The organism is Aquisalimonas asiatica (assembly GCF_900110585.1).
Classification (GTDB): Bacteria; Pseudomonadota; Gammaproteobacteria; order Nitrococcales; family Aquisalimonadaceae; genus Aquisalimonas; species Aquisalimonas asiatica.
The window spans coordinates 68938-83909 of record NZ_FOEG01000002.1; the positions used below are offsets into that span (position 1 = coordinate 68938).

Genomic DNA, 14972 nt, shown 5'->3' on the forward strand with positions numbered 1-14972 from the left:
AAACACGCTTCACCAACCACCTCGGGATACACGCTCATGACCCATGCAGACACCCCCGCCCCGCCGATTGAGCACTGCTTCGAGGACCGCGACGCCCTTGCGGCCGACCTCGCCCGGACCGTCACGTCCACCCTGCTGGACGGCCTCTCCCGGGCGCCGCGGGCCACCCTGGCCGTCTCGGGCGGAAGCACCCCCGTTCCGTTCTTTCGCGCACTGGGCACCGGGGACCTCCCCTGGGCGCGTATCGACGTCACCCTGGCGGACGAGCGCTGGGTGGCCCCGGACCACGACGACAGCAACGAACGCCTCGTTCGCGAGACCCTGCTCGGGGGCGATGCCGCCGGCGCCGGTTTCATCCCGCTCAAGACGTCGGCGCCATCGCCCGAAGCCGGCGCGCGGGAGTGCGAAGAGCGACTGCGGGGCCTGCCCTGGCCCCTGGATGCGGTGATACTGGGCATGGGCAGCGACGGCCACACGGCCTCCCTGTTCCCCCACGCCCCGGCCCTGGCCACGGCGCTGGACCCGGACTGTGGATCGCTGTGCATTCCCGTCACGCCGGAGACCGCGCCCCACGCACGCATGAGCCTGACGCTACCGGCGCTGCTCAATACGCACCGGCTGATCCTGCATATCACCGGCGCTGACAAGTGGGACGTCTATCAGCAGGCCCTGGCGGGCGACGACGCCTTCGCTATGCCCGTGCGCGCCGTGCTACATCAGCGCCACACACCGGTACACGTCTACTGGGCACCCTGAAACGCCGTGCGGGCCGGGTGATATACTCGGTCTGCACCCCTGCAAACGGCTCTGGCCACGGCACGCAGACACGCGATCATGCTCACGAGAATCAAGGCGCTGCACCCGGAACTGCGGCGCTCGGAACAGAAAGTCGCTGACCTGGTGCTGGACCATCCGGCAACGGTGGTGAGCGCGTCCATCGCCGCCATCGCGGAAAAGGCCGGTGTCAGTGAACCCACGGTGATCCGCTTCTGCCGGGCCATCGGCTGCACGGGCTTCCAGGACTTCAAGCTCCGGCTCGCGGGAAGCCTGGCAAGCGACATCCCCTACATCTCCAGCGGCGTGGACATCGGCGACAGCGCCGGAAAGCTTTCGGCCAAGCTGTTCGACCGCGCCATCGCCACGCTGGTGCAGGCGCGCAACCACCTGAACACCGACGGCGTGGAACGGGCCATCGACCTGCTCGCCGCCGCACCGCGGATCGAGTTCTACGGCCATGGCGCATCCGGCATCGTCGCCCAGGATGCCCAGCACAAGTTCTTCCGCCTCGGCGTACCCACCATCGCCTACTCCGACGCACATACCCACGGCATGTCCGCGGCGATTCTGCCGCCGGAGAGCGTGGTGGTCGCCATCTCCCACACGGGGCGGTCGGCCGAGCTCATCCGCAGCGCCGAGCTGGCCCTGGAGGCGGGGGCGCACGTCATCGCCATCACCGCCTGCGGCTCGCCGCTGGCGAACTGCAGCACCGTCGCCCTCTACGCCGACGTCAACGAAGACACCGACACCTATACACCCATGACCTCCCGCATCGCCCACCTGACCATCTGCGACATTCTCGCCGTGGGCGTTGCCCTGCAGCGCGGACCGGAGCTGGCCGCGTCACTGGAGAAGACCAAGCGCAATCTGGCGGAGAAGCGGGTGCAGGACAGCGGCACGAGCTGACGGACGCGCCTCACGCACACAACGGTGCGGAGGACGCCGGCGACGCCTCCGCACAAGCGGGTGGTGCATGACGCATCCATGCGATCAGGGGGGAATCACCACCACGTTTCGGCCTGGAAGCCGTAGGTCACGCCATCAGTACTGTCGGCAAAGACATCGCCGCCGGTCCCTGCGTCCGCCGCGGCATCGTTCCAGTTGGCGTAGGTGACGAAGGCGCGCAGATTCGGCCGCGACCAGAAGCTCATCTCCGGGCTCAACTGCACGGCGAAGGTCCCCTTGGTGAGATGGCGCGCATCGCCATCATCCGGGTCGACACGGTCGTAGCCCACTTCCGTGACCAGATCCACGTACCGGTTCAGGTGATAAATGGGCCGAACCCCTGCCGAGTACCACGTCTGGCGGTCGTTCTGGTCCTCGTAGACAGCCGTGAACATGCCGGACCAGTTGTCACTGAGCTGGTACTGAAGCTGCTGCACAACGCGCCAGACCGTGTCGCCGCCCGAGGCATCGCCTGGCGGGAACGCCAGGGCGAAATTGCCCGTGCCGTACGTTCCCTCGCCGTAATGGAGCGCAACCCTGTGGAAACCGCCCATCATGCTCTGGGTATGCTGCGCCGTCGCCAGCCAGCCGTCTGCGTAGACGTCGTCACCGCTGCTGTCGTCTCCACGGCCGTAGATCAGACCCAGCTCCAGGGAGCCCCCCGGGTTCACGGCAATGTCGGCAAGGCGCAGATCATGGTTCTCGAACGCGACGTCGTCGGATTCGGTATTCCGGCGGTAGGCGTAGGAGAGATTGCCGATTCCCACGTCGACGTTGCTGATACCGGCGCCAGGGCCGCTGTTGTCCCAGTAGTAGTAATCGGTGATGTGAACATCGTGGCGCTGGTAGAACTTCTTGCCCGCCCAGAACCGGGCATCCGACAACCGCCCACCGAACAGGTTACCCGCCTCCACGTAGGCTTCGCGATTGGCCCATTCGTTGTCGTCCTCCAGCAGCTCGAAGTCCTGCTGCTGCTCGGTAACGAAAGCGAATGTCGCTTTCATGCGGAAGTACTCGCCTTCCTCGCCCTCCCAGACGTTGGTCCCGAGACTGAGCTCGCCATAGGTCTCGCATTCGTTGCCGAGACGATACTTGCTGCTGGCACCATCGACCTGGAAGCAGGTCTGGTCACCCCCCTTGGAATTACCACCAATACCCGAGCGCATATAGCCACTGAAATCCACGGCGAGCGCCCCCTCGGCGAACAATGCTGCCGACACGACCGCTGCCGCCGGCAGCATCCCCTTGCGGAGCCTTGTCATGGCTTCTCCTCCTGTCGTTACTCTCGTTCTTGCCACATCCGGAAGTGGCTTGTCGTTGCGACGCGCCCGTGAACCCAGGGCACGGACCCGTCGTGTTGCATAACTACAAACCGCGCTGCCGAACTCGACCAACGATCCGGGCAAGCACCGGCTGACAATCAGGGTTGTTCATCGCGGTGTTCACGTCGTCCTCCCTCAGTAGGAGGAAACAGGCGTAAGCTGGGGGCGTAGGCCGGCAACAAGCAGCAGAGGGTGGAGATTCTCCGGAGAAGGCGCCCTTTCATTCCTCCTGTAGTTTTGCTACAAATCCAGTCAACCAAGAATCACCGCGGCCACATCAGACCGAATCCCGACTGGATGACGCCTGACCACACGAGGCGCGAGCCGCAGGATCACGGAGGAGACCCACGTGTCCGAAGTCAAACCGTTCGACATGGTCATCTTTGGCGGCAATGGCGACCTGGCCATGCGCAAGCTGATCCCGGCGCTGTACCACCGGCACCAGGACGGCGCCCTGTGTGCCGAGGGGCGCATCATCGCCGCGTCGCGCCACGACATCAGCCGCGATGACTACGTGGCTAACGCGCGGGAGGCGTGCCGGACGTACGTGGGCGAGGCATTCTCGGACACGGTCTGGGCCGCCTTCGCGGAGCGGCTCGACTACATCCGCGTGGACGCCACCCGGGAGGCGGACTTTCTGCCGCTGGCCGAACTGCTGGGCGCCTACCCGGAGCGCACGCGGGTGTTCTACCTCTCCACCGGGCCGGCGCTGTTCACCGGCATCTGCCATCACCTGGGCGCCGCTGGCCTGGCCACGGAGAACGCCCGCGTGGTGCTGGAGAAGCCCCTCGGACACGACCTGGACAGCGCCGAGCACATCAACCGCGAGGTGGCCCGGGTCTTCACCGAGCACCAGATTTACCGCATCGACCACTACCTGGGTAAGGAGGCGGTGCAGAACCTCATTGCCCTGCGCTTCGGCAACGCGCTGTTCGAGCCGCTGTGGAACCGCTCCAGCATCCGTGACGTGCAGATCACCCTGGCCGAGCAGGTGGGCGTGGAAGGCCGCGGCTCGTTTTACGAGGGCACCGGCGCCCTGCGCGACATGGTGCAGAACCACCTGCTGCAGCTGTTGTGCATCATCGCCATGGAGCCGCCCACGAGCATCAACCCGGACGCCGTGCGCGACGAGAAACTCAAGGTGCTGCGCGCGCTGCACCCGCTCACGGGCCGCAGCGCCATCGAGAACAGCGTGCGGGGCCAGTACAAGGCGGGCGCCATCGAGGGGACCTCCGTCCCCGGTTACCTGGAGGAAGACGGCGTCGCCCCGGACAGCACCACCGAGACCTTCGTGGCGCTGAAAACGGAGATCGACACCTGGCGCTGGGCCGGCGTGCCCTTCTACCTGCGCACGGGCAAGCGCATGCAGGAGCGCGTGGCCGAGGTGGTGGTCAACTTCCGCGAAGTGCCCCACTCCATCTTCAGCGAGAGTTCCATGCCCATGCCGAACCGGCTGGTGATCACCCTGCAGCCGGACGAGGGCGTAGAGCTCTACCTCATGGCCAAGGCCCCCGGCGACGACATGCAGCTGCGCCCCGTGGCCCTGAACCTGGACTTCGCCCAGACCTTCACCACGCGCAAGGCGGACGCCTACGAGCGGCTGCTCATGGACTGCCTGCGCGGCAAGCTGACGCTGTTCATGCGCCGCGACGAGGTGGACGCCGCCTGGCGCTGGATCGAGCCCATTCTCGACGCCTGGGAACAGCACGGTGACAGGCCCAAGACCTACACCGCCGGCACCTGGGGCCCGGCGGCCTCCAGCGCCCTGGTCGGCCGGGGCGGCTACTGCTGGCACGAGGAGGCGTAGCCGCCATGGCGCGGCACGCCCTCATCGGTGATGTCGGCGGCACCAATGCGCGGTTCGCGCTGGTGGCACCCGGCGCGGTGCAGCCCGAGGCGATCCGCGCTCTCCCCTGCGCCGATTTCGCCGGCATCACCGACGCGGTGCATGCCTACCTCGGCGATGTCGACGCCGACCAGCCACACGAGGCGTGCCTTGCCTTCGCCTGCCCGGTCCACGACGATGCCATCCGCATGACCAATAACCACTGGCGGTTCTCCCGCCGGGCCGTCCAGGCGGAGCTGGGATTGCAGCGGTTCAAGGTCATCAACGACTTCACCGCCCAGGCCCTGGGGGTGCCCCATGTCGCTGCCGACCAGCTGGTGCCCATCGGCGGGGGCGAGGCGGACCCGGCCAGCGCCCGCCTGGTGATCGGCCCGGGCACCGGGCTCGGCATGGCCGGCGTGGTGCCAGGACGCCGCAACTGGATTCCGCTGACCACGGAAGGCGGCCACGTAGCCTTCGCCCCCACGGACGCTTATGAAACCGAGGTGCTGCGGGCATTCCGCAGCCGCTACGGGCGCGTCTCGGTGGAGCGCATTCTCTGTGGCCAGGGTCTGCTGGAGCTGTACCGGACGCACACGCAGATCAACGGCCTGACACCCGATTACACCGCGCCGGCGGAGGTCACCGCCGGGGCCGATGCGGGCGACCCCGTCGCCAGTGCGGTGGTGGACCGGTTCCTGAAGATCCTGGGTGATGTCTGCGGCGACGCGGCCCTGGCCCTCGGCGCCCGGGGCGGTGTCTACCTGGGCGGCGGCATCGTGCCGCGCCTGCTGGACCGCCTGCCCGGCAGCGGCTTCCGCGCGGCTTTCACGGACAAGGGCCGCATGAGCGACTACACCGCCGGCATTCCCACCCTCGTGGTCACCGCCGAGTGGACGGGCCTGCTGGGCGCCGCCGAAGCGCTCCACAACGAGGAGGTGGCCTGATGGCCGCGTCACCGTTGTGGCCGGACACGCCGTTCCTGCTCGGCATGATGCGCCTGCATGAGCGCCCGGAACTGCACCGGCCGGAGCGCCTGGCGGACTGGATCCAGGCACGGCTGGAGCAGGGGCTGTGTTGGTTCGACCACGCCGACATCTACGGCGACGGGGCCGGCGAGCGCCTGTTCGGCCAGGCACTGCGCCACCGCCCGGCGCTGGCCCGGCAGGTGCGCATCGTCACCAAGACCGGGATCGTGCCCGAGGGACGCGACAGTTCGCCCTTCGGCGTCAAGCACTACGACACGTCGGCAACCCACGTCACCCGGGCCATTGATGCCGCCCTGGACCGGCTGGGCGTGGCGCATGTCGATCACTTCCTGATCCACCGGCCGGATCCGCTCCTGGATGCCGAGGCCACGGGCCGGGCACTGGACGACGCCATCACTGCGGGCAAGATCGGTGCGGCCGGCGTGTCCAATTTCGGGCCGGAGCAGTGGCGGCGCCTGCAGGGCGCCATGCGCAACCGGCTTGCCGGCCACCAGCTGCAGCTCTCGCTGGCACGCACATCCCCCCTGTTCCACGGCGACTACGATGCCCTGCTGGCAGACGGCCTGCAGCCCATGGCCTGGTCACCCCTCGGCGGCGGAGCCGCCCTTCAGGGGCACACCGGCGCCATGCTTGAGCGCCTCGCCGGGGAATGGAACAGTACAGCCGCCGCCATCGCACTCGACTGGGTGCGCACCCTGCCCGGCCGCCCGTTGCCGGTGATCGGCACCTTGCGACCCGAACGGATCGACGAACTGCTAGGCTCCACCGGGCAGCCCATGACGCGAGCCACCTGGTTCGCGCTGCTGGAGCAGGCCCGGGGCGAGCCCGTGGCATGAGCGGCCGGCGACAGCATCATGAATCGGAGCAACACACCATGTTTCAACTGACCCGCAGCGTGACCTGGCAGGCCCTGCAGCGCCTGCAGCAGGAGACCGAGCACGACCGCATCCGCGACTACTTCGCCGCCGACCCCGAGCGCTTCGACAAGATGAGCCTGCGCGTGGGCGGGCTGTTTCTGGACTACTCCAAGCACCAGATCTCGGACGCCGTGCTCGCCAAGCTGCTGGAGCTCGCCGACCACTCCGCCCTGGTGCAGCGGCGCGCGCAGATGTTCTCCGGGGATATCATCAATGTCACCGAGGACCGGCCGGTGCTCCACACCGCCCTGCGCAACGTCAGCGACCAGCCCGTCTACCACGCCGACGGCAAGGACGTGATGCCGGAAATCCACCGCTCCTGGGAGCAGATCCACCGCTTCTCCGATGCCGTGCGCAGCGGCGAGTGGACCGGTTACAGCGGCGAGCGCATCCGCGACGTGGTGAACATCGGCATCGGCGGCTCGGACCTCGGCCCCAACATGGCCTGCCGGGCGCTGCTGGACCAGCGCCACCCGGCGCTGAACTTCCACTTCGTCTCCAACGTGGACGGCACCCACATCCAGAAAGTCCTCAAGGACCTGGATCCGGCAACCACGCTGTTCATCGTCTCCACCAAGACTTTCTCCACCCAGGAGACGCTGCTGAACGCGCGCACCGCCCGGCGCTGGTTCCTGGAGAACGCCGGCGAGGATGCCGACATCGGCGCCCACTTCGTCGCCGCCTCCACCAACCGCAAGGCGGCCAGGGAGTTCGGCATCCGCGAGGAGAACATCTTCGAGTTCTGGGCCTGGGTAGGCGGGCGCTACTCCATGTGGTCCTCCATTGGCCTGCCCATCGCCCTGGCCATCGGTTTCGAGGGCTTCATGGACATGCTCCGGGGCGCCCACGAGATGGACCGCCACTTCCTGGAAGCGCCCAACGCCGAGAACATGCCGGTGCTGATGGCGCTGATCGGCATCTGGTACATCAACTTCGTGGGGGCGGAGACGCACGCCATCGTCCCCTACGACCAGGCGCTGCATCAGTTGCCGGCGTTCCTGCAGCAGCTGGACATGGAGTCCAACGGCAAGTCGGTGGACATCTTCGGCCACCCGGTGAACTACAAGACCGGACCCATCGTCTGGGGGCAGACCGGCTCCAACGGCCAGCACGCCTTCTTCCAGCTCCTGCACCAGGGCACCCGCTACGTGCCCATCGACTTCATCGCCTCGCTGAAACCCGAGCCCGGCTTCGAGGAGCACCACTTCGCCCTGCTCACCAACATGCTCGCCCAGGCCAACGCCTTCATGGAGGGCAGCCAGACCGGCAGCCGGCTGGACCCGTACAGCTGCCCGGGCAACCGCCCCTCCAGCACGCTGCTGCTGGATGAGCTCACCCCCCGTAACCTGGGCGCCCTGATCGCGCTCTACGAGCACAAGGTGTTCGTCCAGGGCGTGATCTGGAACATCAACTCCTTCGACCAATGGGGCGTGGAACTGGGCAAGCGCATCGCCGGCGAGATCAGCGAGCGCATCGACACCAACGTCACCGATTTCGACCCCTCCACCCAGGGGCTGCTGCACCTGGTGCGCGAGCGCTTCGGCAACGACCGCGAGGCGGGCGGTGGCCGGACAGAAAAGCCGTCGCAACGACCGGGAAAGCGCCAGGGCAAGAAGTCGTGACCCCGGTCATCGCGTTCGGCGAGGCGCTGGTGGACATGCTCTCCAGCCGCCTCGGTGACGGAGCGGACAGCGAGACGGAGACATTCACCCCCTACGCCGGTGGAGCGCCCGCCAATGTGGCAGTCGCCTGCGCACGGCTGGGTGTCCCCAGTCGATTCCTCGGCATGGTGGGGGCGGACTATTTCGGTGACTTCCTGGTGCAGGAGCTGACCCGTCACGGGGTGGATACCAGCGGCATCGCGCGTACCGGCGAGGCGCGCACCGCCCTCGCCTTCGTCTCCCGGGACGCCAGCGGCGAGCGCACCTTCGACTTCTACCGCCCACCCGCCGCAGACCTGCTGTACCGCCCGCACCACCTTCCCGGCGGCGTGTTCGACGTCCGGGCCATCCTGCACTGTTGCAGCAACAGCCTTACCGAACCGGCCATTGCGGAGACCACCTTCGCCATCGTCGGACAGGCTTCGGCGGCAGGCTGCCTGATCAGCGTGGACGTCAACCTGCGCCATGACCTCTGGCCCGGTGGGCAGGCGGACGCGAGACGCGTCACCCGACTCCTGGACCGGGCAGCGCTGGTGAAACTCGGGCGGGAGGAGCTGGACGCGCTACGGGGCGAGCAACCGGTGGATACCTGGTTCCGGGATCGCTTCGACGCCGGTGTGCGGCTCGTGATCGTCACGGATGGCCCCGGCACCGTCGACGTTCGAACGGCGGAGCTGGGCTTTGTGCAGCGGCCCCCGCCGGTGCAGGCGGTGGATACCACCGCCGGCGGTGATGCCTTTACCGGCGGCCTGTTGGCGATGCTGGCCCGGGACGGTATCGATGCACCATGGCATCGTGACGCGGGGCGACTGCGCGCCATGGTCGACGTGGCGTGCCGCTGTGGCGCCCACGCGGTCACACGCCCCGGGGCGTACACCGCCCTGCCGACGACCGCGGACGTGCGATTCTGAATACCTGAGCGCGTGCGGGCAGCAGCGCGGCGGCCCGCACGCGCTCATCACCTACTCGGCCGTGCGATTCACCTGCAGTGCAACCGCGTCCATGCCGCGCACTGCCACCTCGGCGACGCCGTCGCCACCCACGTGCACGGGCGTGTCGCAATCCGCCGCCAGCACGTTGCAGTACGCCCCTTCGGGCAACCCGGTCTGTAACCGGGCGTCCCATTCGTCGTCCCCGCCATTGATGGCCAGGAAGCCGGCATCATCACGGGAGAACGCGATACGGGTCGCCCCGTCCTGCTGCCAGTGCGTCACCGGCGCATCACCGGCCGCCTTGCGGAAACCAACCATGGCCGTTACCTCCGACCAGCGGTGCTCGCAGACCCAGCCCTCGTTCGGGTCGTCGTCAGGGTCCAGGCAGCCGATACCATCGTCGCCATGCACCGGAGTCGTGGCCCACCCCGCATCGGGGTCGGATGGCGGCCCCTGGTCGCCGTCTTCAAACGCGAAGCTCGACATGAGCTTTGGCGTTCCGTAAGGCCACGCCAGCTTGAACGCCAGCGCCAGCGGGTAAGCCGCGTCCCGGTGCATGAGCACGCCGCCACCCACGTGGCCGCGCTGGTTGTCGTGGTTGTCGACGAACACCAGGGCGGAGTCGCTCTTCAGCCAGGCATCCCCCTCACCCACATGCTTCAGCCGGTCCCACGCGCCTTCCTCGATGGCGGTCGCCACCTCGTGGGGATAGTTGAACTCGGTCACCGCGGCGATGCCCTGGTATTCCCACTTGGTGATGGGTTCATCGCCTGGGTCGATGACCTCCTGGAAGATGTAGGGCTCGCCGTCCAGCCGATCAATGATGGCGGCCACGTCTTCCGCCGGCATGTGCTTGGCGGCGTCGATACGGAAGCCGGCAACCCCCAGGTCCACCAGTGTCTGCAGGTAATCGGCGATACGCGCGCGCACGTGCGTTTCACCGGTGGCCAGGTCGGCCAGGCCCAGCAGATGGCAGTACTGCACCTCGTAGCGGCTCTGATAGTCGCGGATGTGGTCGTCGTCGTAGCGGTCGCAGTGGTTGAAGTCGTCCCTGGAGTAGAGATCACCGTACCGGAACTCGGAATAGGACGTGCCGGCAATGCCTTCCCCTTCGCCGATGGCCGCCATGTGGTTGATCACGGCGTCCACGACAATACCGACGCCGGCAGCGTCACACCGGCGGACCATGGCTTCGAATGCCTCCCGGTCGCCGCTCCGCGACGTCACCTCGTAGCTCACGGGCTGATACCGCGCCCACCATGCCCCCTCCACGCCGCCCGGTACGATATGCTCGTTGGGTGGGGAGACCTGCACCGCGTCGATCCCCGTCGGCCCCAGGTAATCCTCGCATTCGGCAGCGATGTCGTCCCAGCGCCACTCGAAAAGGTGCACCATCACCGGTTGCGGACTGCCAAGACGGGTTGCATCCGCCGGCTCCGCGGCAAGGGCGGGCGCCCCGGCCAGTCCGGCGAGAAACACCGCGCCGGCAACGAGTGAGTGTCCATGAATGCCACGCATTGTCTTCTCCTCCTTTGGTGTTCGTGGAATCTGCACTCGACAGTACCCGGCGCGGCGGCGCCCGGGCTCATCCCGGGGCGCAGCTCGGTCCGGCCCGGCTACGCCCCGCGAATACGCCATGGAACCGGTCCAGGGGGAGGAGGACGGTAGGCGCAGATTCGGGGACTCTGTAGGCCACCACACCTTCAGGCGGAGCCCCGCATGCGTGGCCCACGCCTGTTGCGATCAGAAGAGAAGCGAGGAGGAGAACCCCATGTCCATCAACCGCCGCAGCATTCTGTTTCCCCTGCTGGCTGCCGGCCTGGGTACCGGGCTCGGCCTGTCCCAGGCGGCTGTTGCCTTTGACGACGACCGCATTACCGTGTGGATGGGTGACAACAAGGGCGAGGACGGCATCCGCGACGTCGCCCGTCAGTTCGAAGAGGACACCGGTATCGAAGTCCGGGTGCAGCACCCGGACAATATTACCGACCGCTTCCAGCAGGCCGCCGGCAGCGGCCAGGGGCCGGATATCGTCATCTGGGCCCACGACCGTATGGGCGAGTGGGCCCAGAGCGGGCTGCTGAAGCCGCTGTCGCCGTCCAGCAGCTTCCGGGGCAACTATTTCGACTTCACCTGGGATGCCGTGCAATGGAATGGCGATATCTACGGTTACCCCGTGTCCGTCGAGTCCATCGGGCTGATCTACAACAAGGACATTGTCGACACCGCCCCGGAGAGCTTCGACGAGCTCATCGCCCTGGACGAGGAGCTGGTGAAGCAGGACAAGAAGGCAATTCTCTGGGACTACAGCGACACCTATTACACCTGGCCGCTGCTGGCAGCCAACGGCGGCTACGTCTTCCAGGAGACCGAAGACGGCTTCGACACGTCGGATATCGGCATCAACAGCGACGGCGCGGTCAAGGGCGCACAGCTGCTGCGGGACCTGATCGAGCAGGACGTGCTGCCAAGCGGCACCGACTACGGTGCCATGGATGCCCGCTTCAATCGCGGCGAAGTGGCCACCATGATCAGTGGCCCGTGGGCGTGGAGCAATCTGGAGCAGAGTGGCATCAACTACGGAGTGGCACTGCTTCCAAAGGTCGGGGATGAGCGCGCCCGGCCCATGTTTGGCGTGATGGCGGCCATGGTCAACTCCGCCTCGCCCAACGACCTGATCGCGGTGGAGTTCCTGGAGAACTACCTGTTGAGTGAGGACGGCATGCGCACCTTCAACAGCGACGGCTCCCTGGGCGCGGTGGCGCACAAGGCGTATCAGGCCGAACTGGAGGAGGATCCACGGATCAAGGCAACGCTGGAGAACGCGGAGCTCGGCATGCCCATGCCGAACGTACCCGAGATGGGAGCGTTCTGGTCGGCCATGGAGCCCGCGCTGCAGAACATCGGCAGCGGCCGGCAGGATGTCCGGGAGGCCCTGGATACCGCGGCCCGTCGCATGCAGCAGTAAGCGCGGTACGCACTCACTCCCCGGGGCCGGTCACGGCAGACCACGAGCGCAGGCCGGCCCCGACGCCAGCAGGAACGCACCATGAACACTGCCACCTTCGCCCGGCCCCTGTCGGGCAACGGCATCTCCGATCACCTTGACCGGGCCAAGCGCTGGCTTCAGGGCGGGCTGTTTGCCGCTCTGGTCATCTCCCTGCTCTGGCTCGTGGTGGCCTTCCACGCCCAGGGCGAGTGGCCGTTCGCGCTGCTGTTCCTGACCCTGGCCGCCTCACTGACGGTGGTGTTCACGAAGCGGTCGCTCATGCGCCACCGTTACGTCTTCCCGGCGCTTGCCGGCATGGGCGTGTTCGTCATTTTCCCGCTGGTCTACACGGTGGGCATCAGCTTCACCAACTACAGCTCGTCCAACCTGCTGAGCGAGGAGCGCGTGCGGGCTCAGCTGCTGGATCGCACCTACCAGGAGGAAGGGATTTCCTTCAGTTTCTCGGTCTACCGGGATCAGGACGACGCGCGCCTGTTCCTGGAGCTGGACAGGGATGCCGCCCTGCCGGATACGCTCGACAGCAGCCAGGAAGAGCTGATCGAGGATACGGTCGACGGGCCGCGTCTTCTTGTCAGCGATCCGGTCTCCCTGGACACGGACGACCGTCAGGCCATCACCCTGCACGAGGCCGATGCTCCCCCCGCCGGCACGGCACTGGAAACCCGGGAGGTGATTTCACTGCGGGATGCGCTTCAGGCCATGCGCCTGACCACACCCGGCGACCTGGAACTGCGTATGACCGGGCTGCGCAGCTTCGCTCCCATGCTCGACCGGTACGTGGAGAACGAGGACGGCACCCTCACCGACCTCCGGGAACAGACCACCCTCACACCGGACCAGGAAACCGGCTTTTTCGTCACCGACGAGGGCGAACGGATCACCCCCGGGTGGCCGGTGAACGTGGGCTTCGAGAACTACGCCCGGGTCCTTTTCGACCCGGACATCCGTGGGCCGTTCATGCAGATCTTCGTGTGGACCTTCGCCTTCGCCGGGCTCACCGTATTGTTCACGCTGGCGCTCGGTTTCGTTCTCGCGTCACTGCTGCAGTGGGACCAGCTCGGTGGCAAGGCCACCTACCGCACGTTACTGATCCTGCCGTACGCCGTCCCTGCATTCATATCCATCCTCATCTTCAAGGGGATGTTCAATGAGAACTTCGGCGAGATCAATCTCATCCTGAGTTCTCTGTTCGGCATCAGCCCGGACTGGTTCAGCGATCCATGGCTGGCGCGCACCATGCTGCTGATCGTCAACACCTGGCTGGGCTACCCGTACATGCTGCTGTTGTGCATGGGCCTGATGCAGTCCATCCCGCGGGATCTCTACGAGGCGTCCGCGGTGGATGGTGGCGGACCCATCACCAACATGCTGACCATCACCCTGCCCATGATCCTGAAGCCACTGACGCCGCTGCTGATCGCCGCGTTCGCGTTCAACTTCAACAACTTCGTGCTGATTGCCCTGCTCACGGGCGGCAACCCGGACATTGTGGGGGCGTCCACCCCTGCCGGCACCACGGATCTGCTGGTGAGCTACGCGTACCGCATCGCCTTCCAGGATTCGGGGCAGAACTTCGGTCTCGCCGCGGCGGTGGCAACGCTGATCTTCCTGCTGGTCGCGGCACTCTCGCTCATCAACCTGCGCCTGTCGAAGGTCAAGGTCTGACCGCCTGGAGGAGTGACAACAATGGCCATGGTCCAACCCCGCTCGATCCGCTCCCGCAAGCTGGCGGCACACCTGTTCCTGATCGGCTTCGTGTCGCTGATCATCTTCCCGTTGCTGCTGGTGATCTCCATCTCGTTCCGGGAAGGGAACTTCGCAACCGGCAGCCTGATCCCCGAGCGCTTCTCGCTGGAGCACTGGGCGCTGGCCTTCGGCATCCCCTGGGAGCGGGCCGACGGCACCGTGGTACGCCCGCCGTTCCCCGTTCTGCTATGGCTGTGGAACTCGGTCAAGGTGGCCGTGGTGTCCTCGCTGCTGATCCTGCTGCTCTCCACAACCAGCGCTTATGCCTTCGCGCGCATGCGCTTCGCCGGCAAGGCCCCCATGCTCAAGGGCATGCTGATCTTCCAGATGTTCCCGCCAGTGCTCTCCCTGGTGGCGCTCTACGCCCTTTTCGACCGCCTCGGCCACTTCGTGAGCTGGCTGGGCATCAACAGTCACGGCGCACTCATACTCGCTTCCCTCGGCGCGGTCGCGCTGCACATCTGGACGATCAAGGGGTATTTCGAATCCATCGACAGCTCGCTGGAAGAAGCCGCCATGGTGGACGGTGCCAGCGTCTGGCAGGCCTTTCGCTACATCCTGCTACCCCTGTCACTGCCCATTCTGATGGTGGTGTTCATCCTGGCCTTCGTCATGAGCATCATGGAGTACCCCATGGCATCGGTGCTACTGGTCGACATGGACCAACTCACGCTGGCGGTGGGTGCGCAACAGTACCTGGCCGAGCACAACCAGCGCTGGGGCAACTTCGCGGCCGCCGCGGTGCTGTCGGGGCTGCCAATCACGGTTGCCTTCCTGATCTGTCAACGCTGGATCATCGGTGGGCTGACCGCGGGCGGGGTGAAGGGCTGAATCGGGACCAGGCGGCC

General features: G+C 66.6%; 12 protein-coding genes. 10 read left to right on the forward strand and 2 right to left on the reverse strand.

Annotation, left to right across the window (positions count from 1 at the left end):
- The first annotated feature begins 36 nt into the window (after positions 1–36).
- Together pgl and hexR are read left to right on the forward strand one after the other, a co-directional pair.
- On the forward strand, positions 37–756 hold the full coding sequence (gene pgl, locus BMZ02_RS05035) for a 6-phosphogluconolactonase (protein WP_091640542.1): 720 nt from the start codon (positions 37–39) through the stop codon (positions 754–756).
- Between the two features lie 78 nt (positions 757–834).
- On the forward strand, positions 835–1683 hold the full coding sequence (gene hexR / locus BMZ02_RS05040) for a transcriptional regulator HexR (protein ID WP_091640544.1): 849 nt from the start codon (positions 835–837) through the stop codon (positions 1681–1683).
- Positions 1684–1778: 95 nt separating this feature from the next.
- Here the strand turns inward: hexR and BMZ02_RS05045 are convergent, their stop codons facing one another.
- Positions 1779–2984, reverse strand: a complete 1206-nt coding sequence (locus BMZ02_RS05045; RefSeq protein ID WP_091640546.1) for a maltoporin — start codon at positions 2982–2984, stop codon at positions 1779–1781.
- A gap of 409 nt (positions 2985–3393) precedes the next feature.
- Between BMZ02_RS05045 and zwf the strand changes: the two genes are divergently transcribed.
- From zwf to BMZ02_RS05070, 5 genes are read left to right on the forward strand one after another with little or no spacing between them, the layout of a single operon-like run.
- On the forward strand, positions 3394–4851 hold the full coding sequence (gene zwf / locus BMZ02_RS05050) for a glucose-6-phosphate dehydrogenase (RefSeq protein ID WP_091640548.1): 1458 nt from the start codon (positions 3394–3396) through the stop codon (positions 4849–4851).
- Positions 4852–4856: 5 nt separating this feature from the next.
- The gene (gene glk / locus BMZ02_RS05055) at positions 4857–5816 is read left to right on the forward strand and encodes a glucokinase (protein WP_091640549.1); all 960 of its coding nucleotides are present in this window, start codon (positions 4857–4859) and stop codon (positions 5814–5816) included.
- Positions 5816–6694, forward strand: a complete 879-nt coding sequence (locus BMZ02_RS05060; protein WP_091640551.1) for an aldo/keto reductase — start codon at positions 5816–5818, stop codon at positions 6692–6694. Before glk ends, BMZ02_RS05060 begins: the two co-directional genes overlap by 1 nt.
- A 38-nt stretch (positions 6695–6732) precedes the next feature.
- Entirely contained in the window at positions 6733–8397 is a 1665-nt protein-coding gene (gene pgi / locus BMZ02_RS05065; protein ID WP_091641790.1) for a glucose-6-phosphate isomerase, read from the forward strand.
- Complete coding sequence (locus tag BMZ02_RS05070) at positions 8394–9347, forward strand: carbohydrate kinase family protein (protein ID WP_091640553.1); 954 nt, start codon at positions 8394–8396, stop codon at positions 9345–9347. The genes pgi and BMZ02_RS05070 overlap by 4 nt, the downstream gene beginning before the upstream one ends.
- A gap of 51 nt (positions 9348–9398) precedes the next feature.
- Here the strand turns inward: BMZ02_RS05070 and BMZ02_RS05075 are convergent, their stop codons facing one another.
- The gene (locus BMZ02_RS05075; protein ID WP_171909817.1) at positions 9399–10886 is read right to left on the reverse strand and encodes an alpha-amylase; all 1488 of its coding nucleotides are present in this window, start codon (positions 10884–10886) and stop codon (positions 9399–9401) included.
- A 253-nt stretch (positions 10887–11139) separates the two neighbouring features.
- Between BMZ02_RS05075 and malE the strand changes: the two genes are divergently transcribed.
- The 3 genes from malE to malG all read left to right on the forward strand — a co-directional run bounded on the left by malE (position 11140) and on the right by malG (position 14955).
- Positions 11140–12336, forward strand: a complete 1197-nt coding sequence (gene malE / locus BMZ02_RS05080) for a maltose/maltodextrin ABC transporter substrate-binding protein MalE (RefSeq protein WP_091640556.1) — start codon at positions 11140–11142, stop codon at positions 12334–12336.
- An 81-nt stretch (positions 12337–12417) separates the two neighbouring features.
- A complete protein-coding gene (gene malF, locus BMZ02_RS05085) occupies positions 12418–14043 on the forward strand; it encodes a maltose ABC transporter permease MalF (protein WP_091640557.1) in 1626 nt (541 codons plus the stop codon).
- A gap of 21 nt (positions 14044–14064) precedes the next feature.
- Positions 14065–14955: a maltose ABC transporter permease MalG gene (gene malG, locus BMZ02_RS05090; protein ID WP_091640559.1), complete on the forward strand. Its 891-nt coding sequence runs from the start codon at positions 14065–14067 to the stop codon at positions 14953–14955.
- Positions 14956–14972: the final 17 nt, after the last annotated feature.

Coding starts and splice junctions, on each gene's coding strand:
- malG (WP_091640559.1), top strand. CDS start 14,065: ATGGCCATGGTCCAACCCCGCTCGATCCGCTCCCGCAAGCTGGCGGCA.
- BMZ02_RS05075 (WP_171909817.1), bottom strand. CDS start 10,886: ATGCGTGGCATTCATGGACACTCACTCGTTGCCGGCGCGGTGTTTCTC.
- pgl (WP_091640542.1), top strand. CDS start 37: ATGACCCATGCAGACACCCCCGCCCCGCCGATTGAGCACTGCTTCGAG.
- hexR (WP_091640544.1), top strand. CDS start 835: ATGCTCACGAGAATCAAGGCGCTGCACCCGGAACTGCGGCGCTCGGAA.
- glk (WP_091640549.1), top strand. CDS start 4,857: ATGGCGCGGCACGCCCTCATCGGTGATGTCGGCGGCACCAATGCGCGG.
- BMZ02_RS05060 (WP_091640551.1), top strand. CDS start 5,816: ATGGCCGCGTCACCGTTGTGGCCGGACACGCCGTTCCTGCTCGGCATG.
- malE (WP_091640556.1), top strand. CDS start 11,140: ATGTCCATCAACCGCCGCAGCATTCTGTTTCCCCTGCTGGCTGCCGGC.
- malF (WP_091640557.1), top strand. CDS start 12,418: ATGAACACTGCCACCTTCGCCCGGCCCCTGTCGGGCAACGGCATCTCC.
- BMZ02_RS05045 (WP_091640546.1), bottom strand. CDS start 2,984: ATGACAAGGCTCCGCAAGGGGATGCTGCCGGCGGCAGCGGTCGTGTCG.
- pgi (WP_091641790.1), top strand. CDS start 6,733: ATGTTTCAACTGACCCGCAGCGTGACCTGGCAGGCCCTGCAGCGCCTG.